This is a genomic window from Microbacterium aurum, from assembly GCF_016907815.1.
Classification (GTDB): Bacteria; Actinomycetota; Actinomycetes; order Actinomycetales; family Microbacteriaceae; genus Microbacterium; species Microbacterium aurum.
Map to the genome: position 1 here is coordinate 944435 of NZ_JAFBCQ010000001.1, position 21853 is coordinate 966287.

The 21853-nt window shown below is 64.3% G+C and carries 16 protein-coding genes; 9 read left to right on the forward strand and 7 right to left on the reverse strand.

The window, feature by feature from the left end:
- Positions 1–26: 26 nt before the first annotated feature.
- Positions 27–665 carry a response regulator transcription factor gene (locus JOD60_RS17145; RefSeq protein WP_232321692.1) on the forward strand — a complete coding sequence of 213 codons (639 nt, stop codon included), beginning with the start codon at positions 27–29 and terminating at the stop codon, positions 663–665.
- Positions 666–1148: 483 nt separating this feature from the next.
- Here the strand turns inward: JOD60_RS17145 and JOD60_RS04705 are convergent, their stop codons facing one another.
- Both JOD60_RS04705 and JOD60_RS04710 read right to left on the reverse strand, forming a co-directional pair.
- Positions 1149–1397 (reverse strand): hypothetical protein, encoded by a 249-nt coding sequence (locus JOD60_RS04705; protein WP_076689002.1) that lies wholly within the window; start codon positions 1395–1397, stop codon positions 1149–1151.
- Between the two features lie 11 nt (positions 1398–1408).
- A complete protein-coding gene (locus JOD60_RS04710; protein ID WP_076689004.1) occupies positions 1409–2335 on the reverse strand; it encodes a DUF2599 domain-containing protein in 927 nt (308 codons plus the stop codon).
- Between the two features lie 1756 nt (positions 2336–4091).
- Between JOD60_RS04710 and JOD60_RS04715 the strand changes: the two genes are divergently transcribed.
- Positions 4092–4358 (forward strand): hypothetical protein, encoded by a 267-nt coding sequence (locus tag JOD60_RS04715; protein ID WP_157127838.1) that lies wholly within the window; start codon positions 4092–4094, stop codon positions 4356–4358.
- A 453-nt stretch (positions 4359–4811) separates the two neighbouring features.
- On the opposite strand, the gene JOD60_RS04720 is transcribed toward JOD60_RS04715, so the two are convergent.
- Positions 4812–6058 (reverse strand): IS3 family transposase gene (locus JOD60_RS04720; protein ID WP_157127839.1). Its coding sequence is split into 2 segments (ribosomal slippage): positions 4812–5749 and positions 5749–6058, totalling 1248 coding nucleotides; the frame shifts between segments, so codons are not numbered across the junction.
- A gap of 249 nt (positions 6059–6307) precedes the next feature.
- On the opposite strand from JOD60_RS04720, the gene JOD60_RS04725 reads away from it, so the two are divergent.
- The 3 genes from JOD60_RS04725 to JOD60_RS04735 all read left to right on the forward strand — a co-directional run bounded on the left by JOD60_RS04725 (position 6308) and on the right by JOD60_RS04735 (position 10737).
- Complete coding sequence (locus JOD60_RS04725) at positions 6308–7513, forward strand: KAP family P-loop NTPase fold protein (protein WP_076689011.1); 1206 nt, start codon at positions 6308–6310, stop codon at positions 7511–7513.
- Between the two features lie 96 nt (positions 7514–7609).
- Positions 7610–9562, forward strand: a complete 1953-nt coding sequence (locus tag JOD60_RS04730) for a type I restriction-modification system subunit M (RefSeq protein ID WP_076689013.1) — start codon at positions 7610–7612, stop codon at positions 9560–9562.
- Positions 9559–10737, forward strand: a complete 1179-nt coding sequence (locus tag JOD60_RS04735) for a restriction endonuclease subunit S (RefSeq protein ID WP_076689015.1) — start codon at positions 9559–9561, stop codon at positions 10735–10737. The genes JOD60_RS04730 and JOD60_RS04735 overlap by 4 nt, the downstream gene beginning before the upstream one ends.
- A 49-nt stretch (positions 10738–10786) precedes the next feature.
- Here the strand turns inward: JOD60_RS04735 and JOD60_RS04740 are convergent, their stop codons facing one another.
- Together JOD60_RS04740 and JOD60_RS04745 are read right to left on the reverse strand one after the other, a co-directional pair.
- Positions 10787–11086: an addiction module antidote protein gene (locus tag JOD60_RS04740; RefSeq protein WP_076689017.1), complete on the reverse strand. Its 300-nt coding sequence runs from the start codon at positions 11084–11086 to the stop codon at positions 10787–10789.
- Positions 11070–11381, reverse strand: a complete 312-nt coding sequence (locus tag JOD60_RS04745) for a type II toxin-antitoxin system RelE/ParE family toxin (protein WP_076689019.1) — start codon at positions 11379–11381, stop codon at positions 11070–11072. Before JOD60_RS04745 ends, JOD60_RS04740 begins: the two co-directional genes overlap by 17 nt.
- 81 nt (positions 11382–11462) lie before the next feature.
- Between JOD60_RS04745 and JOD60_RS04750 the strand changes: the two genes are divergently transcribed.
- On the forward strand, positions 11463–14561 hold the full coding sequence (locus JOD60_RS04750) for a type I restriction endonuclease subunit R (protein WP_076689021.1): 3099 nt from the start codon (positions 11463–11465) through the stop codon (positions 14559–14561).
- A gap of 145 nt (positions 14562–14706) precedes the next feature.
- On the opposite strand, the gene JOD60_RS04755 is transcribed toward JOD60_RS04750, so the two are convergent.
- Positions 14707–15201, reverse strand: a complete 495-nt coding sequence (locus JOD60_RS04755) for a hypothetical protein (protein WP_157127840.1) — start codon at positions 15199–15201, stop codon at positions 14707–14709.
- A 244-nt stretch (positions 15202–15445) separates the two neighbouring features.
- Here JOD60_RS04755 and JOD60_RS04760 point away from each other — a divergent pair, with 244 nt between their 5' ends.
- From JOD60_RS04760 to JOD60_RS04770, 3 genes are all read left to right on the forward strand, one after another.
- Positions 15446–16936, forward strand: coding sequence for a toll/interleukin-1 receptor domain-containing protein (locus JOD60_RS04760; RefSeq protein WP_076689025.1), 1491 nt, complete (start codon positions 15446–15448; stop codon positions 16934–16936).
- A 318-nt stretch (positions 16937–17254) separates the two neighbouring features.
- Positions 17255–18412 (forward strand): AAA family ATPase, encoded by a 1158-nt coding sequence (locus tag JOD60_RS04765; RefSeq protein ID WP_198159118.1) that lies wholly within the window; start codon positions 17255–17257, stop codon positions 18410–18412.
- Positions 18390–20777, forward strand: coding sequence for a S8 family peptidase (locus tag JOD60_RS04770; RefSeq protein ID WP_157127841.1), 2388 nt, complete (start codon positions 18390–18392; stop codon positions 20775–20777). Before JOD60_RS04765 ends, JOD60_RS04770 begins: the two co-directional genes overlap by 23 nt.
- Before the next feature lie 367 nt (positions 20778–21144).
- On the opposite strand, the gene JOD60_RS04775 is transcribed toward JOD60_RS04770, so the two are convergent.
- Positions 21145–21678: a hypothetical protein gene (locus JOD60_RS04775; protein ID WP_232321693.1), complete on the reverse strand. Its 534-nt coding sequence runs from the start codon at positions 21676–21678 to the stop codon at positions 21145–21147.
- Between the last annotated feature and the right edge of the window lie 175 nt (positions 21679–21853).

Sequence of the window (21853 nt, forward strand, 5' to 3'; positions counted from 1 at the left end):
CAGTGTCTAACCCGAAACGCATTCGCGTGCTCATCGCCGACGACAATCGCGCCGTTCGTCTCGGTATGCGCCTCCAACTCGATGCCACCCCTGAGATCGCTGTCATCGGCGAAGTGGGAAACGGCGCTGACGCGGTGACAGCCGCTCGCAGTGAACACCCGGACGTAGTTCTGATGGATCTGCACATGCCCGGTCTGGGCGGGATCGAGGCAACGAAACAGGTCATGGCTGCCACGCCCGCGGCCGTCATCGTCATGACCAGCTTCGCCGTCGACGGCTACGTTCGCGACGCGCTGGACGCCGGTGCCATCGGCTACCTCCTCAAGAGCCATGACTCCGAGCGACTCGTAGACGCCATCCATGCCGCGTACCGCGGTGACCCGGTCGTGTCGTCGAGGATGATGGCACCCGTTCTGGCCGAGTTCGTCCGCCGGGGACGCGCACCGCGGTTCGATACAGCTCTTGATGTTCTGTCATCGGCGGAGTTCCGTGTTGTCGCCACGCTCGCGAGCGGGATCACCAGCAACGAGGACATCGCTGCGAAGCTCAACGTTTCTGTGCACACGGTCCGCTCCCAGCTCCAAACGGCGCTGCGAAAGACTGGACTCACGGACCGCACTCAGCTGGCGCTTTGGGCAGCCCGCCAGCAGATCAACCCCACCTAGCCGCGCCAGGGCACCCGCCCGTGAGCGGCACCAGAGCTCACACTCATGCGAGTCGGGCTCCGCCACAGCGTGGGCACACTGCGACCCCAGCCTGGATGACCCCAGCGCTTACCGCCACGTGGTTATCGTTCTCGACCCCATCCCCGACTCCACTGTCGTCTGCGCGCTCGGCGCATTGGGATTCGTTGCCGCCATTCCGCCGGCCGTCGTCGCCAGTCTCAGGGAACCGATCCGAGCAGTTCGGGTGCCCTGACGAGCGTCAGGACACCCGAGTTCGAGGAGCGAAGTCGTTCAGGGCGTGTAGCAACCCGTATAGCTGACTCGCCCCGGCATGTCCGACTGCTCTAGATTCGTGCGTTTGCAGCGCAGAGACCCCCGGCACGATGGCGTACGCGTGAGCGTCGCGCCACGACCGGAGGTCTACGCGTGCTAACCCTCCAGACGGCGCCCAAGAGGGCCGTCGCCGATGGGATGCGGGACTGCTCAGCCGTCAGCCGCTGTCGGCCGCTGTCCCCGGCGGTGCGTGTAGGTCAGGACCGCCACGCCGATGACAATAGCCAGCAGCCCTAGACCGCCAAGAGGGAGCACGTCCGGCGCGAAGATGTTGCCTCCGAGTCCTTCGCGGTCGACTCGATCCATTTGGGCGCTCAGGTTGAACGGCACCATCACAAGCAGGAACAAGCCGACGAGGATGAGAACGGTCCCCCCGGCCACACCAAGCGTCTTACTCATTTCGGACCTCCTCATGATGGGTTGCAAGCCGCTGCAACTGTCGCGGCTTCCCCGACAGTAGGCCGCCACAGTTCGATGTTCCAGGGATCCTTCAAAGTGGCGTAGTACGCGTGGCAGGAAACCTGCTGACGACCGCCCGTGGTGTCCCAGGGTGAAGGCGTGATCCGCGCGAACTCATCAGTCACCTGGTTCCGCACCGTGATTGAAATGACCGTACCCCCGAACGTTGCCGTCGTCTTCCACCAGGTCGACGTATGGACCGAGAGCTCGCGCCCCGCGGCCGGATAGCGGGTCACAACCGAACTGATCAGCGACTCACCGTAGTAGGTGGGGTCGGCGATGATCGGATAGGTGAAGCCCCCTCCGGTATGGTCGACGACCTGCACCAGCGCACCGTCCTCGACGACATAGTGAGTAGGCACTTCGACGCCTGCAGCGTCGATGGCCCATGGCGCATATGCGCCGCCCACCACGTCATCGCCCTCGAGGAAGAGGGCTCCTCCGCTTTCGCCGATCTCAATATGCAAGTCCGCTGGGCTCTGCAGTTCATAGCTGAACCGATCCCCCGCCGACTCATCTGCGAGGACAGTTGCCAAACCATAAAGTCCGGCGCCCTTATCGACTGCGACCTGGGTCACTGTTTCGCCCACGAATGCCACAGCGTTCGACTGCAGCTGCAGAGCCTCGCCGAGCTGCTCGGTGCCCTGTGGCGCAAGGCCGACCTCAGCGCTTCCCACCAGAACGGCCTCGGACGCTTCCGAGGGCAGTTCAACCTGGTCAGTCGCCGTCGAGAAACGTGCGGACGAGAGTTGCTCTATGGGCCGGGGAGCCACCACGGGCGATATACGCGCGAAGAACTCCGGGGCCACCGAATCGAACAGCGAGACCAGTTCGTGGCGCTCGGCCTCGTCGCCGTCAGGTGCGGCCGCGCTTGCCATTGATGGAGCCAGGAGGCCGACCAGCCCCACGGCCACACCGACCGTCGCGATGGCATATCTCGCCTTGGATGTATGAGTACCCACAGCTACTCCTTCGTGTTGTCACCCCGAGCCATCCTCGGGACCCGCGGCGAGCGTAGCGTCCGCCTTCTGGCGCACGAGTGTGGGGCAACTCGAGATGAAGACTCCAACTTCTGGGGGTCATTGGTCTATGCCGACACGCCTGGGCCGCGACCCGCGGTCCGAGTGGTCCTCGCGCAGAGCGAACCTTGTCCGTCGAAATCATGCAATCGGATGACCGCCACGGCAGAAGTGGAGCTGGTGTCCGATCAGGTCGTCGCCCTCGAGCCCAGAGAGGTGGTTCTCCGGAGTGGCGTCGCTGACGTTCGCGATCAACGATGTCGGTGTCGCGGTTCGATATGCCGTCCGGAGCTTGTGGGCCATGGCTGAGCCGATGTTGCCGATGCCGACGGACCAGCAGGAACCGAAGCTCGGGCCGGGGGCGCGCCTCAATGGTCACGGAGCACGAGCACCTAAACCGGCGCGGTCCACCCCACTTGTCATTCTGTCCGCGACTGCGCCTCTGTTTAGTGGACCGATACCCGGGCAGACTCACCCCAATGAGTGAATCTCTCAGCCGAGCAGCGTCCCTGGACGGGTAGTTTCAATACTTGCGCCGGCGCCACCTGCAACTTTCGTTCGGTCAGCTCTCGAATGGTGGAGCGACGCTGGGGTGGCCGGAGTCGCCGTCGGACGGCGGGACGTGATTCCCAGCGCGCCGTTGACGGCCATCGAACCAACTCCCCTCTGGCTAGATGCCTGCCGGCGCCACGGCGCGGGCCGGCTGCTACTCGGCAAGTGGGGATGTGTACTCGTTGATACCAATGCTGTCGCACCTCTCAGAGGCAACAGCCCGGACGATTGATCGCGCCTCTTCTCGAGGCGCTGCGGTTGCGGCCCGCGGAACGGAAGCGGGGGTATCAGAAGAATCTCGAATATCCGAATGGGGCACCCGGACCCTGTTTGACCGCTTTCGAGTGGTGTCTCTAGCTTCGAAGAAGGGCAGTGTCGCCCACAGGAGGAGAGAACACGATGATTAGCAGGAAACTCAAGATCGGTCTTGCAGCGATTGGGGTAACGATTGCGGCGATGTCTGTCGCCGCCCCCGCAACGGCTGCCGACGAGGAGACGTACGGCGGCTATACCAAGGCGGAATGGATAGCTGCTGCACACGCGACAGAGGGCCTTGAGATTAGCTATCTCGAGGATGCCTGGTCCAACGAAGCGGTGCGAAGGAACATCGCGACGTCTACGACGGAAACGGTGACTCGCGGGCCCGTCACAATCGTTCCAGGACAATCCGTCTCTGCCCGGGCTTGTGGCCCCCAGCGATCCACCTGGGTAGAGGTCACGAGGACGAGGAATGGTCCCCTCTATGCCTTCTACCGGCTCACGACCCGATTGAATTACGTCTACGACGGTTGCCGGACTTGGTACAGCAGCACCAACGTAACCCCACAGTCACTCGGTGCTGGGTGGACCGTGGACTCGTATCCGCACTCTGCCAACGGGTACGAGTACGCGAACGGCAGCAGCTACGGACGGACTTACACGGAGCGCAATGTTCGGTGGCGCAACGACATCGACATCGTCACGAGCTACGGGACGATTGCCACTCGCTGCCACGCAAACTGGGACGCCACTACTGGCTGTTCGAGTAGCCTGCTCTAGATAGGTCGACGTGGGAGGACGAATCATGGCGACCACCGCGAAGGTTCGACGGGACAGTCCGCCACGCACGGTGAAATCCGTGTCCTGGGTGAGCGCTCTGCCCGCACTCTGGATCATGTCAATGACCATTGGTGTGTTGTTCGGCGTTCGACTAGGAGCCTTGGCGGCGCTGAGCGCGCTGTGGGGGCTGGTGCTACTTCACTACAGGATGCGTTACATGGCCCTGGCAGCGGTCGCGACCGGCGTCGTCACGATTGCGCTGCTCTATGTCATCACGGGCCGCCTCTTCTGATCGCTCAACGATGTCCACTGGCAGGTTGGGTACCAAGGGGTAACCCAACCTGCCATCTGACTCGATGCTGCGGGCCATCGGGATCAACGTGCCGTTCTGATATCGGCACCGTGAAGCGGTCGATCTATCGGCAGACAGCCGGACCCGGAGTCCGCGCTGCAACCACGCGGCCATCCTCGCTTCATCGCCCGAATCCGCGAGGACGGCGCCGCTCGCAACGACGTGGCCGACAAGCGAGTTGAAGAGCGAGAGTGGCCCTGCGATCCCCCATTTGAGTGAAAGTCATCCGAGTCGTCCCCTGGAAAGGGTGGCGGTGAGTGCGCGCGCCCTCCGCCGCCTTTCGGACACAGGTATGGATGCCGCCGACCTGGTAGGCCACGCCAACTGGGCGACCGAGGCCGGTGACATGCAGATGGGCCTTGACCCTTGATCGTGGACACTGTGTCGGTTCGGTTATGCCGCTTCCGCGATGGTAGCGGACGCGGTCGCCGCGTAGGCGGCTTCGTAGGTGTTCGGGCTCACGTGGCCGATAGCGGAGTGGCGCCGTCGGGTGTTGTAGCGGTTGGCCCACCGGAACACGGCCCGGTAGGCGGTGGCCTGGTCGGGGAACGCGGCCCGACCCTCGAGGAGCTCTCGCTTGAGCGCGGCGTTGAAGCTTTCGGCCAGTGAGTTGTCGGCACTCGTGCCCACCGCTCCCATGGACTGGGTCACCTTCAGCTGCTCGCAGAGCACCGCGTAGGCCTTCGACGCGTAGACCGAGCCGTGGTCGGAGTGGAAGATCGCGCCGGCCAGTGACCCGCGATCACGGGCAGCAGCGCGCAGGGCGTCTTCGACGAGTTCGGTGCGCATGTGGTCGGCGACCTGCCAGCCGGCCAGCTTGCGGGAGCCGAGGTCGATACACGTCGCGAGGTAGAGGTTCGAGCTGTCGGCGATGGGGAGGTAGGTGATGTCGCCGACGTACCGGCGACCCGGCTCACCGATGGAGAAGTCGCGTTCGATGAGGTCGGGGAACCGGCGCCCGGACTGGTCCGGGATCGTGGTCTTCACCCGCCGTCGCAGCCGGATCCCGACAAGCTGGTGCTCGCGCATCACCCGGGCGACCCGCTTATGATTCACCCGCTCGGTGGGCCGGACGCCGTCGTTGAGGTCGGCGGTGACCCGGGGTGCCCCGTAGGCGCGGTCTCCGCCCTGCGCGGGATCCTGCAGCACCCGGATGCGATCGGCGAGGACCGCGTCTTCGGCAACCCTCGCCGCCCGTCCCGGCGCCGCCGCGAGCCAGGCGTAGAAGGACGATCTGGGGATCTCGATGACTTCGCACAACCGCTTCACGCCGTAGGCGTCCTTGTGGTCCTCGACGAACTGGAAGCGGTTCGCCAGTTCGTCTCCCCGGCGAAGTACTTCGCCGCCTGACGGAGGATGTCCCGCTCCGTCTCGAGCTTGGTCCGCTCGGCCTTCTCCGCGGCGAGCTCGGTCTCCAACCGCACGATCCGCGCGGCCTGCGACTCCGGACGCGCCCCGGCCGCCGACGGTGTCGGGCCGTCAGTCGTATGCCCGGAGCCCAGCTTGTCGACCCACTCCTTCAACGCACCCCGAGATATGCCGAGGTCGCCCGCGATCGCCTTCAACGTCGCACCAGGCGTGGACTCGTACAAGTCCACCGCCCGCTGCCGGAACTCGTCCGTGTAGTTCTTCCTTGCCATCCCTTGGATTCTCGCTTCCCCAGCGTCGTGCTGGAATCAGCGTGTCCAAGATCAGGGGTCAAGTCCCGATGGAACGAACGCGCTGTCTGACAGTGTGCGTGTCCTGCGCTAACTTCACGAGCCGGGCGAATGCCGGTCCTACTTCGTCCGGATACGACCGCTGCTCGAGCACACAACTGTCGTACCCCTACGCTGGGCCCTAGCGGCGCGGATCCCTGTTGGCCCGCGCACGTTTCGGAAGGATGACGGGTGACGAGCAAGACGAGTGTGGTCACTAATCGGATCGTCGCGGATGTCCCGACTGAGTATCCCGGCCTCGGATTCGAGGACTACGCGGCGGCGTTGACAGATGCTATCGCGGCTGCAGACCGACCTCAATTCACAGTCGGGCTCTACGGGAAATGGGGTAGTGGTAAGTCATCGCTACTAAAGGCAATGAATCGGATCCTCGAGGCTGACGCGAATGTAATCACCGTCGAGTTTGACGCGTGGCGTTATCAGCGCAGCCAGGAGATCGTGATTCCACTCCTCCACGCGGTCTTCTCCGCTGTTCAAAAGACGAACGACCATGCGCTCGCTCGCGCCGTCGGACGACTGCTGCGCGCGTTCGGCGTGAGCCTCGGTTTCAAGATCCCGGTGGTCGGCATTGAGTTTTCAGCAGCGGACGTGAGGGCAGCTTGGGACGAAGAGTCCAGTCCACCGGTGACCCTCGACGACGCGTTCGCGAGGCCTTTCGAAGAGTTGCGTAGAGTCGGCGAGGCGTTGGACGGACGGCGTATCGTTGTCTTTGTCGATGATTTGGATCGCTGCACGACGGAGAACGTCGTTGGAATGCTCGAGTCGATCAATGTGATCACCGATGTCGCGGGATTCGTCTTTGTGCTCGCGCTTGATTATGACGTAGTCACCCAGGCCGTCCAGAAGCGCTATCCCCACGCGAACGGGCACGAATTCATCGAGAAGATCATCCAGGTGCCGTTCCGCATCCCGAGTGCGATGACGACGGCGCCGGGCGCGCTTGAGGCACTCGTTCCCGGATTCAGTGGTCTGCGTCACCTCGAGGGCCTGACAATCGAACTGGAGGATGCGATCGAAATTGCCTTCCGCGGAAATCCTCGTTCTGTAAAGCGTTTCGTGAACGCGCTGACGCTATTGATGCGCATCTTGGAATCTCGCCGGGCTCAGTTCAACGCGCAACTACTCACCCGCATCCTTCGCAAAGCGGTCACGGCCGCGCGGTCGTACCCGTCAACGCCCGCCACCTCACGGCGCACAACGCCGGCCTCGTCGCGCAGACCGCTGGCAGCGGAGTCGTCGGCGCGCGCCGCGGTCAGCAGGGCTGCGGTCAGTGCGGCCGCGGCGTCGCGGAGAAGGTCGTGCTCGACGACGTCGCTCGCCCGCCATGCCGATGTTTCTGCCACATCGCCTCCTACCGGCGATTCTATCGGCGGGTAGTCCCGCTCACCGGTCCGCGGTGGGCGACCGGCTGCGCTGAGGCGGCCGCCCGCGGAATAGGATTCCGAGGGGACGACCACCGAGGAGTCGCACGTCTTGAGCAACAATCACGCCACGTTCATCTGGTCGATCGCGGACCTGCTGCGGGGCAGCTTCAAGGCCCATCAGTACGGCGACATCATCTTGCCGTTCACCGTGCTTCGCCGACTGGACGCCGTGCTCGCACCCACCAAGCATGCAGTCTTCGCTGCCGTCGAGCAGGCCAAGGCCGACGGCATCCCCGTGCGTGCGTCCCTGCTGCGTCACAAGGCTCACCACCAGTACTCGTTCTGGAACGAGTCCCGCTTCGACCTGAAGACCGCGCTCGGCGATTCCGAGAACCTCGCCGCAAACCTCCTCGACTACGTCACCGGGTTCAGCGAGAACGTGAAGGACATCTTCGACAAGTACAAGATCGCCGAGCGCATCTCCGAGCTCGACGAGCACGACCTGCTGTTCCTCGTCACGCAGCGCTTCGCAGCAGTCGACCTGTCGCCGACAGCGGTTCCGAACGAGGAGATGGGCCACATCTTCGAGGAGCTGATCCGCAAGTTCGCGGAGGCCTCGAACGAGACGGCCGGTGAGCACTTCACTCCACGCGACGTGATCGAGCTGATGGTCGACATCCTGCTCGCTCCCGAGTCCGACACGCTCGCGAAGGCGAACGTCGTCCGGTCGGTGTATGACCCGACTGCGGGCACCGGCGGGATGCTGTCGGTCGCTGAGGACCACATCCGCAGCGCCAATCCGACGGCGACGCTGACGCTCGCCGGGCAGGAGATCAACCCGCAGTCGTACGCGATCTGCAAGGCCGACATGACCGTGAAGGGCCAGTCGGTGGATGCCATCTTCTTCGGCGACACCCTGACGAACGACGGCCATGCGGGCGCGACCTTCAGCTACGGGCTCTCGAATCCGCCGTTCGGCGTGGACTGGAAGAAGCAGCAGAAGGCCGTCACGGAGGAGCACGCGCAGCGCGGGTTCGCGGGCCGGTTCGGCGCGGGCCTTCCGCGGGTGTCGGACGGGTCGATGCTGTTCCTGATGCATCTGATCTCGAAGATGCGCAGCGCCGAGGACGGCGGCGGGCGCGCGGCGATCGTCCTCAACGGCAGCCCCCTGTTCACCGGCGGCGCCGGGTCGGGGGAGTCGAACATCCGCAAGTGGGTGCTCGAGCGCGACCTGCTCGAGGCGATCATCGCGCTGCCGACGGACATGTTCTACAACACCGGCATCGCCACCTACATTTGGGTGCTGTCGACGAAGAAGGCCGCCGAGCGCGTCGGCAAGGTGCAACTCATCGACGGATCGAAGCTGTTCCGCAAGATGCGCAAGGGCCTCGGCTCCAAGCGCAACGAACTCGGCCCCGACGACATCGCACAGATCGTGCGGCTCTACGAGGGTGAGCCGGATGCCGCGCGCTCGAAGATCTTCGACCGGACGGACTTCTTCTACCGCACTATCACGGTCGAACGGCCCCTGCGCCTGAACTGGGCGCTCACCCCCGAGCGCCTCGCCGCGGCTGCTGAGCTCAAGGCGCTCGCTTCGGTCGATCTGCAGCCGGTCGCCGGGAAGGTGTCCGAGCTTGTCGAGGGGTCGTCGCCCACCACCGACCTCGCCGCCTTCCGCAAACGCGTCACCGCACTCCTCGCCGATGCCGGGATCGCACTGACCGCGGCGCAGCTCAAGGCGCTGCTCGCCGCGCTGTCGGAACGCGACGAGAGCGCACCGATCGTTCTGGATGCCAAGAAGCGCCCCGAGCCCGACCCGACCCTGCGCGACACCGAGAACGTGCCCTGGAACGAAGACATCCACGCCTACTTCGACCGCGAGGTGAAGCCCTTCGCCCCGGATGCCTGGATCGACGAGTCCAAGACGAAGGAAGGCTGCGAGATCCCCTTCACCCGCCACTTCTACCAATACGTCCCGCCCCGCCCACTCGAAGAGATCGACGCCGACCTCGAGCGCGTGCTCGGGCGAATTCGGGCGCGGTTGAAAGCGGTCAAGGCATGAGCGGTGTCCCGCTGCGGTACGCCGCGCGGATTCTGGCGGGGCAGTCGCCGGATTCCGGCGCGGTCGAGCTTCTCGACGAAGGTTTGCCCTTCCTCCAGGGGAACGCGGAGTTTGGTGCCCAGCACCCGACGGCAAGGTGGGAATCGGCCTCGGCGCCGAAAGTCGCGGAGGCAGGAGATGTCCTCGTCTCCGTCCGTGCGCCGGTGGGCGCAGTCAATCTCGCAGATCAGCGTTACGGGATCGGTCGGGGCCTGTGTGCGATACGACCGCATACGGGTCCGTCTCGGTACTTCTACTGGTGGCTCCTGTCCTCGGCGGAGGAGCTGAACTCGGTAGCCACCGGCTCCACGTTTGCCGCGGTCTCGGCCTCTGACCTGGCAGCGCTCTTGGTCCCAGTGGCTGACGAGACTCAGCAGGCGCAGATCGCCGACTACCTCGACCGGGAGACGGCGGAGATTGACGCGTTCATCGCGGATCAGGAGGAGCTCATCGGGTTGCTAATCGAGCGTCAGGACTCCACGTGGCAGGCGGCGATCGACGGCATGGCTGCGCCGGAGGTGCCGCTTCGCCGAACGATCGATTCGATCGTTGACGGCCCCTTCGGATCGAGTCTGACATCAGCGCACTATTCGGATCACGGAGCCCGCGTTGTCCGCCTCGGAAACATAGGTGTTAATGCGTTCAAGGAGGAGGACGAAGCTTACATATCGATGACGTACTTCGCTGAGCTTCAGTCGCACGCCGTCGAGCGGGGTGACGTCGTCATCGCTGGGCTCGGTGACGAGCGAATGCCACTCGGCCGCGCTGCTGTCATTCCGGAGCTTGGCCCCGCTCTGGTCAAGGCTGACTGCTACCGCTTGCGACCTAATCGGCTGATGACCGCCGAGTTCTTGGCCTGGGTTCTATCGGCGCCTCAGACTCGCGGTCGGTTCGGTGAGCTCTCGCGCGGCTCAACTCGACAGCGCCTGAACACGTCGATTGTTGGAGACGTGATGGTGCCGTTGCCGAGTATCTCTGAGCAGCAGCGTGTTGTTCTCCAAACCAGCGAGCAAATGCGTGAGCTTGACGCGGCGATCGCGGATGCGCGCGAGGCGATCGCCCTCTCGAAGGAGCGACGCGCGGCGTTGATCTCGGCGGCGGTCACGGGCAAGATCGATGTGCGGGGAACGGCCTGAGCGTTTCGACTCACTGCGCTCGCTGAACGACCCGGGGCGTGAGATCGCGTCAGGCGACGGATTCGAAGTGAAGCTTGAGGCCGAGGGCGTCGGCGACCTTCACGATGGTGGCGAAGCTGGGGTTGCCGTCGGCGGAGAGCGCTTTGTAGAGGCCTTCGCGGCTCATGCCGGTGCGGCGGGCGAGCTCGCTGAGGTTGCCGGATCGGGCGATGGTGCCTAGTGCACGCGCGACGTCGGTCGGGTCGCTGCTGTCTTCGAGCGCGGCCTCGAGGTACGCGGCGGCGTCGGCAGGGTCGGTGAGGTAGTCGGCCGTGTCGTAACGGCTGAAGCGGTCAGACGTCTCGGTCATGGTTCTTCCACTCCTCTGCGATTCGGTGTGCCTGGGTGATGTCGGACTGCTGGGTGGACTTGTCGCCTCCGCAGAGCAGGAGGATGAGCCGCGAGCCTTCCTGGAGGTAGTAGACCCGGTAGCCGGGGCCGTAGTCGATTCTCAGTTCGGAGATGCCGTCGCCGACCGGTTTCACGTCGCCGGGGTTGCCTGCGGCGAGCCGGTCGATCCTGACGAGCACGCGGGCTCGCGCGTGCCGGTCTTTGAGTTTTCGTATCCACTGGTCGAAGACCGCGCTCTTGACGACCTCGACCATGTGTCAACTGTAGTTCACAGTCGGTGGACTGGCTAGAGTCGAAGCCAGCCGTCCCCTCCGGGTCTTGAGAGAGTGAGCGTCGTGGCGATTCAGCACGAGGATGCGTTCGAGGTCGAGCTGTGCGGGTATCTCGCCGCGCACGGGTGGGAGTACTCGCCCGACGACACCGGCTACGACCGTGGACGGGCGCTGTTCCCCGGGGACGTGTTCGCGTGGCTCGAGGCGACGCAGCCGGAGCAGTTGGAGAAGCTCGTGAAGCCGGATGCGTCCGAGGCATCCCGCGATCAGGGTCGCAGACAGATCCTCGACCGGATCGTCGCGTCGGCGTCGACCGACCCGATGAACGGGGGCGGCACGCTGAACGTGCTGAAGGCGCCGGTGGGGGTGCTGAACGCGAAGTTCACGCTGTTCCAGGCGCGGCCGGCGACGTCGCTGAATGCGAAGACCACGGAGCGTTTCGCCGCGAACCGGCTGCGGGTGATGCGCCAGGTCGTGTACTCGTCACGGCACGCGAACCGGATCGACCTGGTGCTGTTCGTCAACGGCATCCCGGTGGCGACGATCGAGCTGAAGACCGACCTCACGCAGAACCTGACCGCGGGCCTCAAGCAGTATGCGCAGGACCGGAGGCCCGAGGGGGAGCCGCTGCTCACGTTCGGGCGCGGCGCGCTCGTGCACTTCGTCGTCACGAACGAAGAAGTGCACATGACGACAAAGCTCGACGGGCCGAACACCCGCTTCCTGCCGTTCAACCGCGGCAAGAACAACGGCGCCGGCAACGCCGCAGTCGCGGGGTCGAGCCCGACGGCGTACTTCTGGGAGCAGATCCTCGAGCGTGGCACCTGGCTCGACCTCGTCGGACGGTTCCTGCACTACCGGTTCACCGAGAAGACCGACCCGATCGACGGCAAGAAGACCTACGACCGGGCGCTCCGCTTCCCCCGCTACCACCAGTGGCGCGCGGTCACGAAGCTCGAGCGCACCGTCCTCGGTGAGGGCGTGGGCCACAACTACCTGATCCAGCACTCCGCGGGCTCGGGCAAGACCGACTCGATCGCGTGGGCGGCGCACCGGATGGCGCAGCTGCATCATGCGGACGGGTCAAAGGTGTTCGACGGCGTCATCGTCGTGTCCGACCGGCAGGTCCTCGACGGGCAGCTGCAGCGTGCCGTCGAGCAGCTGGAGACGACGTCCGGGGTGTTCCAGGCAATCACCCGGGGCGGGGACGCATCCAAGTCGGCGCAGCTTGCCGAGGCGCTGCTGGCCGGCAAGCAGATCATCGGGGTGACGCTGCAGACCTTCCCGCACGCGCTGGAGACCATCGAGAGGGATGCCGGGCTCGCCGGCCGCCGCTACGCGGTGATCGCCGACGAGGCGCACTCGTCCCAGACCGGCGAGGCCGCGGCATCCCTCAAACAGGTCCTCACCGCCGGCGCGACACCCGAGTCGGAGGCGGACGACGTGGGGGCCGTCGACGTCGAAGACGTGCTCGCGGATGTCATGGCGCGGAAGGTCGGCGTCGGGACGATCTCGTTCCTCGCGTTCACGGCGACGCCGAAGGGCAAGACGGTCGAGCTGTTCGGCCGGGAGGACGATGCCGGCACGAAGCAGGCGTTCGACCTGTACTCGATGAAGCAGGCGATCGAAGAGGGGTTCATCCTCGACGTGCTGAAGAACTACCTGCCCTACGACCTCGCGTTCACCCTTGCTCACACCGACACCGCCACGGGGCTGGATGTCGAGATCGACACGGCGAAGGCCGGCAGCGAGGTGATGAGGTGGGTGCGGCTGCACCCGACGAACATCGCCCAGAAGGTCGCCGTCATCGTCGAGCACTTCCGCGCCAACGTGCGCAGCGAGCTCGGTGGCCGGGCGAAGGCGATGGTCGTCACCGGGTCACGCAAGGAGGCGGTGCGGTACAAGCTCGCCATCGACGCGTACCTGAAGGAGCACAAGCTCGACGGGCAGCTCGGCGCGCTGGTCGCGTTCTCGGGCACGGTCACCGACCCGCAGTCGGGGCCGGAGGAGTTCACCGAAACGTCGCTGAACCCGGGGCTCAAGGGACGCAGCCTGGACGCGGCGTTCGGCGGCGACGAGTTCCAAGTGATGATCGTCGCGAACAAGTTCCAGACCGGGTTCGACCAGCCCCTGCTGGTCGGGATGTACGTCGACAAGAAGCTGTCGGGCATCACCGCCGTGCAGACCCTGTCACGGCTGAACCGTGTAATCCCCGGCAAGGAGAACACGTACATCGTCGACTTCGTCAACGACCCGGCCGAGATCCTCGCGGCGTTCCAGGTGTACTACGAAGACGCCGAACTGACGGAGCCCAGCGACCCGAACATCATCCACGACATGCTCGGCAAACTCCGCGCGATGAACATCATCGACACGCACGATCTGAACGCGGTCGTGGATGCCTGGCTGCACAAGTCCAGCCACAACGCGCTGTACTCGCACATCAAGGCATCCCGCGACATCTTCTGGGACCGCTGGAACACCGCGGCTGCGACGGGCGACGAGCTCGAGAAGGGCAGGCTCGAAGAGTTCCGGGGGACGGTGTTCGCGTTCGTCCGGTCGTACGACTTCCTGTCGCAGATCATGGACTACGGCGACACCGACATCGAGAAGTGGGCAATCTTCCTGCGCGTCTACCGGCGCGTCATCGAACGCGATGAGGCCGACGCCGCCGCGATCAACACCGACGACATCGTCCTCACCCACTACCGGCTGCGGAAGCTCGAGGCCCTCTCGCTGGGGCTGACGTCGGGTGAATCCGGAGAGTTGGCGGGAATCACCGCCGCCGGCTCCGCGCAGCCGCGCGAAGCGAAGTACGGCCTGCTGCAGGACGTGATCGACAAGATCAACAGCCTCTTCGCCGGCACCGACGTCGACGAACTCAACGCCGTCAGCGCGGCCGAGACAATCCTCCGCCACGTCGTCGACAACCCGAAAATCCAAGCCGAGGCGATGGCCAACACCCCCATCGACTTCGAGTCCTCCCCGACCATCGTCGCTGAGCTCGAAGACGTCCTCTACGCGTCGGACGCCGGACACAGCGCCGCCATCCGTGCGCTCTTGCAGAAGAGCGACTTCCCGTCAGTGGTGAGCGTGCTCGTGGCGATGGGACTATACGAGAAGACCCGCAGCGAGGCGGAGCGCGCGGCTTCGGCGGGGTGAGACTGCGACACGACGCCGCGCGTAGCTTGTTGCCACTGCGCTAATCATCAGCAGCGTTGCTCGAGGGACGTTGTTCAGTCTCGAGACTGCGGGGCGTCGTCGACGCGCGGCCAACTCCTCCCAGCATGCCCCGCCGTCGGTGGGCTCAACTCGGCAGGTCCTTTCGCCACTCACTCAGCGGTCGCCGCAGGTGACGCGACTTCCTCACGGCCTCGACGCGCCGCTTCTGCCAGTTTTCCTCAAGCGTGTGCGGAATGGCCGAGATCAAGATCGCACCGATCATCGCAATGCCCCACGCACCTGCAGCCGCGAGGGCGTTCGGATCGGCGAAAGTCGCTATCGCGAGGTTCACGAGTGCTGTGAGTCCGAAGACGGCGGCTGCACCCCAAAGGTAGGCCGTGATGGCGAAGTACAGCCCCGCACCTGGGCCGGTCTGACGCATGGCCCAGTGGATCACGTAGTCGTCGTGGAGATCTTGAGCGAATTCCTTCTCCGTCGAGTCCTCGCGCATGGCGCCGATCTGATCCGAAAGCCATTTAGCGCGGCGCAGGTTCAGTGGGCGCCATTGCGAAAAGTAGACGCCGACGACGGATGCGAGGGCCGCGATTACTGCGACTCCCCATGGTGTGAGCCAATCCAATGTGATGTCCTTCCTCGCAGATTGACGAGTTAACACCACCGTTCAGACATGCGCGGCGGGCAGGGCCAGCTCTTTGTCGCGCTGGCATCCGTACACGGGCGGCGCGAGTTAGTGGGACGTCAGCGTTCGTAGGGGATCCCTCAGCGGGCACCGCCCGCCACCGCAGCCGCCGCTTCGTCTATCGCGCTCGGCGAAGATTGCAGGCATCACGGATCGCCCGGTCTAACCAGATAATCTGGGCGACGTGCCCGGGGACCACGTATTCATCTCGTACATCACCGAAGATTCCGACCAGATCGACGAGCTCCAAGGCGCTCTCGAAGCCGCAGACTTCATCGTCTGGCGAGACAAGGACAAGCTTTGGCCGGGTGACGATTGGCAGCGCGAGATTCGCGACGCGATCCGAAGCGGTTCGTTCGTATTCCTGGCGTGCTTCTCTTCCAACCTTGCGAAGCGGGAGAAGTCGTACCAGTACGAAGAGTTAACTCTCGCGGCCGAGGAGTACCGGTTGCGCCCGCCCGGGGCGTCATGGCTCATGACTGCCCGGCTGGACGAGTGCGAGATACCCGAGATCGATCTCGGGGCCGGGCGCACTCTGGGCCACTCGATTCATCGCGCAGATCTGTTCGGAACTCAGAAGACGGCGCAGATAAGTCGACTGGTGGTCGCTATTCAGCGCGCTATGGGATCGACGCCGGGAATTCCGCCGGCATCCGTCTCGGCTGTTGCCAACAATGCCGCTCTCGCGGAGAGTGATGTTGTCGAGCGGCTTCGATTCCTCTTGCGGAATCCGCAGTTGATCATGGACTACGACGAGTACCTTTCGACTCTTCGAGGGCCGATTCGGCAATCGCTAAGTGACCGCGACGTGTTCCCGCTCGGGGTGCCGCACGGCACCAAACTGGATGCCGCGTTCGCGCACGAATGGGTCCAACGAGTGCGGCGATACGAGGACACGGTTGCCCCGACGCTGGTGCCCCTCAAACTGATTTCGATGTACGGCACGCCGGCTCACGAGCAGGAGTTCACGCAGACTCTCGCAATGCTTGCGCAAGAGTCGACGCAAGAGACCGGTGCCGACCTCCTGACATCTCTCCATCAGTATCCCGCGCTGGTCGCTACCTTCGTTGCCGCGCTCGGGGCAATGTCCAAGGCCAACTATTCGATGATGCGAGCGGCGACAGCGGACGTGCGCGTCACGTTAACCGGGGGGCGTCGGGTGCCCTTCATTCTGACGTCGGGTAGTCAAAGCATCGTCGGGATCGATCAATGGCGATCGCTTGGCACAGTCTTGTGTCTGGAAGACGAGGGCAAATCCCCAACCGATGACGACGCGAATGCGCTGATCACGAAGCAGGGCGGCCGGCGCCATACACCGATCTCCGATCATCTTCACACAGTGCTCGCGCCGCTCTTTCAGCCACAGTTCGCCAGCGACGCCGACTACTCTGATGCCTTCGATCGCGCGGAAGTGTTGCTCGATGCGATCGCCACGGACGCCCGCGCGCAGTCAGATAACTACTACGGGCCTCACGGCGGACACGGGCGGTACACCTGGCGACACAAGCACCGCGGTCAAGCGCCAGAAGCGAGGATGCTCGAGGAGGCGCGAACGCAGGGGAGCGGATGGACTCCGTTGTTAGGAGGGCTGTTCGGAGGGGACTCGCAGCGGGCGATCGAAGCGCTCGAGTCAGTGCAAGATCTCGCGAGCCGCATCCGAAACTCGCAGTGGTAGCGCTCGTCTGCCCACGATCCCGTTCGTAGCGAGGAGCGCCGCATGGCGGGCGGCGCTTGCGCGACCGATTCGTATCCGGGCAGTGCCCTATGGTGGGGCGTCGCGGGCGGGTAGTCCCGCGTTGGCCTGCGCCTAGCGCGACCGAGCGGATCGTCTCGCCTCCGTTAGGTCAGGGAGACGCATCCCAAGCGAGGACCGCCACTCTGGCTCGGGCTCGACCAAATGCCCGGCCGGCCGGTAAGTGTCGGGGGTGCGTGGCAGAGTCTTACCGAACGACCTCGGCTCGCATTCAAGGAGTGCCCCGGTAAGGTGGTAAGCATGGCGGCAGCGACAAAGAAGAGTTACCACGCCTCAGAGGGACTTGAGCGCGCTATCGTGGATCTGGTTCGTGTGGGCACCCGCGGTCATGGCGCTGGTGTGCGGCAGCTGGCCTCGCGACTCATTCGCTCCGTACCGACGGGAGTTAGCGACGCTGAAGCATTCCGCGACGCTGTACATCAGGCGATCGCGGCCGGTTCCGACTCAACCGAGCTGCGATACGTTCCCGGTGCGATTCCCACTGAGGCTGATAGCGCGCAGCCGCTCGTGGACATCGAGCTTATCCCGGACGGTGCCGGGCTGGTCCTCGATGACGACGTCATGAGTGAGCTTCAGGAAGTCCTCGCGGAGCGTCGCCGCGCGGACGAGCTGCGCCGCGCAGGAGCCAGCCTCACACGCACCGTTCTCTTGAGCGGCCCTCCCGGCGTCGGCAAGACCATGACTGCGCGGTGGCTGGCGCAAGCGCTCGAACTCCCGTTGCTTTCGCTCGACCTCTCGTCGGTGGTCTCGAGCTATCTGGGGAGTTCGGGGCGCAACATCAAGGCAGTTCTCGACTATGCGAAGAGCGGACCGTGCGTGCTCCTGCTCGACGAGTTCGATGCCATCGCGAAGCGACGTGACGACGACACCGATATCGGCGAGCTCAAGCGCATCGTCAATGTCATCCTCGTTGAGCTCGACCGGTGGCCAGATGCGAGCCTGCTGATCGCCGCGACCAATCACCCGCAACTGCTCGATACCGCAGCTGAACGCCGCTTCGATCGGTCTCTCGCGTTGTCGCTTCCCGGCGATGAGGAACGGCGCACCATCCTGAATCATCTGTCCGCTGGATTCGATAATGCCGACCCGGACGCCCTAGCGCTCGCGACCGAATTGACCGCCGGCATGAGCAGTTCTGACCTGACGCGAGCATGGGCGCTCGCGCACAGACGCTCGATTCTCAACGCGTCCGTTGTGACTGACGAGCTGGTAAGTCAACTCGCGCGTCGTATCGAAGATGCAGGCCCACAACGTGACAGGCTTTTCTTGATCATGCACGACAAGCTGGCGATGTCGAACAGGCAGATCGCAACGCTTGTGGGCGTAAGCCATCCGACCGTCGCCGCTGGTATCAAGCGAGCCGAAGGAGTCCAGCGTGGCGGAAGTGCGAAGCAATGATGCAGCATCTCGACCACTCCTCGTAAACGGAGAAGCGCTGCGCCTCGATATCCAGGCACCGCGCGCAGGCGGTGGAGACAAATATGAGCCGCAGACCGTGGAACAAGCCCGCGACGTTCTCGGCCCGCAGGTGGTCGCTACAGCGCAGGCAGTCGAGACGCTTCCACGATCACTCCGTGCAAGTGATCGTGTGTACGTCGAAGCAAAGCTGCTCCCGAACTACTTGGCAGCGTCCTACTTCCCGACGGAGCTCCTCGCACACGTCGGAGCGTCGCCTGTGGGATCTCGCGCTGACACTGGGCTATACGTAACGAAGTCGAAGAGTGTTGAAGCTCAAACTCGACGACTGATCTTCACCGTCTCTGACGACGGCTTGCGCGAGTTGCGACGCCTCATCACCGAAGGCGGCCGGAACAGGACAGAGAACCAGGCCTTTACCCAGATTCGAGAACTGAGCGAGATCGGGCTCCCTCGTCAGTCCGACATCCTGAGAGCGTCGTCAAGCGAAGAGCCAGAGCCCGCATCGGCGGAGCGAAAGGTCTGGGAGGCGGTTCTCCACCCACGATCTTCGACCTTGGGTGAACCGATTCCACTTGACGAGGAAACGCTCGAGCGTTGGTTCGACCTGATTCAAAGCGAAGGCGGGGAGGTCCATCGTGACTACGTGCGCCGTGTCGGCGGCCTAACGTTCACGCCTGTGAGTGTCGACAACGTTAGGGCATCGTCGCTCTCGCGTTTCAACCCCTTGCGTGTTCTACGTCCCATGCCGGCCATCCGGCCACGCCCGCGGTTCGGTACCCGCAGCGTGCAGCGGCTCAGTGCGCCGACTTCGACTCGACCGTTCCTCTCGACAGTGTCCGTCGCGGTTTTTGATGGCGGGGTGGACACTGCACGCAGGGCGGGCTCCCTATTCTCGATCCCTACGCACGACCTCACCACCGAAGCGCCGGATCAGGGTGAGCTCGATCACGGCACGGGCGTTACAGGCGCCGTCCTCTATGGGCTGGTCGGACCCGGCGAACAAGCATCGGCACCGCCCCTCCCCGTCGAGAGCTATCGAGTGCTTCCGGCTCCCCAGATTCCCGGCGACCTCGAGGGCTACTGGGTACTTGACCAGATCAAGGACGCAGTCGAGACGAAGGGGCACCGCCTCGTCAATCTCAGCCTCGGCCCGACGCTCGCCGTCGAAGACGACATGGAGCCGAACCGTTGGACGAGCGAACTTGACCAACTGGCCTGGGAGAAGGACGTGCTCTTCGTCGTCGCGGCCGGCAACGACGGGCACCAAGACCAGATCACCGGACTCCATCGTGTACAGGTGCCAGCTGACATGGCCAACGGTATGGCCGTTGGGGCGTGTGACGCTCCTGCTCCTGAGAAGCCATGGGCGCGAGCAACGTACTCATCAATGGGACCGGGACGCCACGGTGCGCGGGTCCAGCCGCTCGGAGTGCAGTTTGGCGGCAGCGACAACCGGATGTTCAACGTCCTTCGGGCGGACGGCAGCTTCCTCGAGGCGTCGGGCACGAGCTTCGCGGCACCTGTCACCACTCATGCTCTCGCTGACCTCGTCACACGGCTTCCGCGAGTGAACAGCAGTGTTCTCCGCGCTTTCGCTGCGCACTTCGCCGAGCGGCCAAGGAATCACGTCAAGCTCCGGGACGAAGTCGGATATGGACGCCAACCCGTCACCTTCGCTGACCTCCTGGAATGCGCACCGAACGAGGCACACGTGCTTTACGTCGACGAGATCGAACGAGGCGATCTTCTCGGATATCAGGTTCCCGTCCCCGCCCCGACCTCGAGCGACGTGCAAATACACCTGACGCTCGCGTACGCGTCGCCCGTGGACCCGACCCAACCGACCGAGTACACAAGCGCGTCACTCGAGCTCGTACTCCGGCCACATCACCGCATTCACACATTCACCCCGCCAAAGGGTCGAACTGACAAGAAGCAGATTCTCGACATCGGCAGCACCGCGGCTCGGTCCCTCCTCGCTCAGGGGTGGACACCTAGCCAGGAGCCGGTAGCCAAGACGCTCGGTGCGGCGAAGACAGGTGCTTCCGAGGCTCAACTCCGCGATAGTGGGAAGTGGGAGACAGTTCGCCACTTCCGAGTGACCCTGAAGGCCGGTGAGTTCGAACTACCGCGACTAGAGCTGTCTTACGTCGCGCGCCGCAGCGGGGCGCTGGACAACTCCCCAACCAAGATCCCGTTCGCGCTGCTCATCTCGGTCGTTGACGATTCTGGCCGCACCGACGTCTATGACTCGATCCGCGCGCGGTTCGGCCCGCTTCGGCCGGTTCAGCGGGCACGGGCGAGAGTGCAGATGCGGAGTGCTTCTTCCTCTCACTGGTATTAGTCGCGCATGACTGCGAACGTCGACGACATGGGGGCTCGGCTCGCGTAAGAACAAAGGAACCTGCGATACCCATGGCGACGTCGACCGCGACGGCGTGCACTCCGGCCGGACGCTCGTAGTTCTGCTTTGCATCGACCCCTACGTCACGCCCGAAGGGGTGGGCGGGGCCGCGCAAGGGCGTTTTAGCGACCGGGTTTCTGGGAACTCGCCGCGCCGGTTTGGAAACAGTAATCGGGCGACCCCTGAGAGGCCCGCAGGAGCAGGTGCTCCCGAAAGCCGCACGCCCGAATACCGGTCCCTATGTGCATTGGCTGGCCTACTCGATGGAGTCGAAGACCTCGACGAGCGAGCTCCTCGAATGCTTCATCTACGACGAGGAGTGCGGCTGGTTGTGGCGACGTTCCTGCTTGAGGTTTGCGAAGGGCAACTTGCCGTAGTGGGCGGTGAACTTTCGGGTGAGGTCGGCCTCGACCGCACCCGGGTCCACTGACTCCACCCGCCACGCGACGAGAAGATCAGCGCTGTCATTCAGGCACCAGACGTAACGACCGCCCCAATGTCCGATGGGCTCGCCAGCGCCGTGTCGGCGGAACTCGTCCAAGCGCTTCGCAATGCCCCGTCGGCCATTCGCTCCTTGCGTAGCGACGCCGATGTAGACGACGAATGCGCCGTCAACCCAGGCCGTCTGGAGCTTCTCAAGTGCGACGGAAGGATCGCGCTGCTGAAACCAGCCAGCCGGGCTGACCTGCCGGAACTCAGGCGAACGTTCGGGGCTCGGCCGAACGACGATGTACACGCCGCCCGCCTTCGGAACCTGGGCTTTCGGTAGGTCCACGAAAGGGACGAATCCCTCGAATCCCTCGGCGCGCAGTTCATCAATGAGCTGATCGGTGGTGGTCACGGTCGGCACTCTATACGTGTGCTCCGACGACCGACCATCGATTCAGGCGGAGCACCAAAGCATCGCGCCGGCGCTTCCGGAACCTCTCAAGTGCGCGGGAAGGTTGAGAGCACGCCCATCCTGCTCAGCGGCCGCGCGTACGACGGTCCTTCATCGCGCGAATGCCGGTCGATCT

Bases quoted from the DNA above. Each gene is read 5' to 3' on its own strand.
- JOD60_RS04705 (WP_076689002.1), bottom strand. From the start codon at position 1,397: ATGAGTAAGACGCTTGGTGTGGCCGGGGGGACCGTTCTCATCCTCGTC.
- JOD60_RS04710 (WP_076689004.1), bottom strand. From the start codon at position 2,335: ATGGCAAGCGCGGCCGCACCTGACGGCGACGAGGCCGAGCGCCACGAA.
- JOD60_RS04715 (WP_157127838.1), top strand. From the start codon at position 4,092: ATGGCGACCACCGCGAAGGTTCGACGGGACAGTCCGCCACGCACGGTG.
- JOD60_RS04735 (WP_076689015.1), top strand. From the start codon at position 9,559: ATGAGCGGTGTCCCGCTGCGGTACGCCGCGCGGATTCTGGCGGGGCAG.
- JOD60_RS04740 (WP_076689017.1), bottom strand. From the start codon at position 11,086: ATGACCGAGACGTCTGACCGCTTCAGCCGTTACGACACGGCCGACTAC.
- JOD60_RS04745 (WP_076689019.1), bottom strand. From the start codon at position 11,381: ATGGTCGAGGTCGTCAAGAGCGCGGTCTTCGACCAGTGGATACGAAAA.
- JOD60_RS04765 (WP_198159118.1), top strand. From the start codon at position 17,255: ATGGCGGCAGCGACAAAGAAGAGTTACCACGCCTCAGAGGGACTTGAG.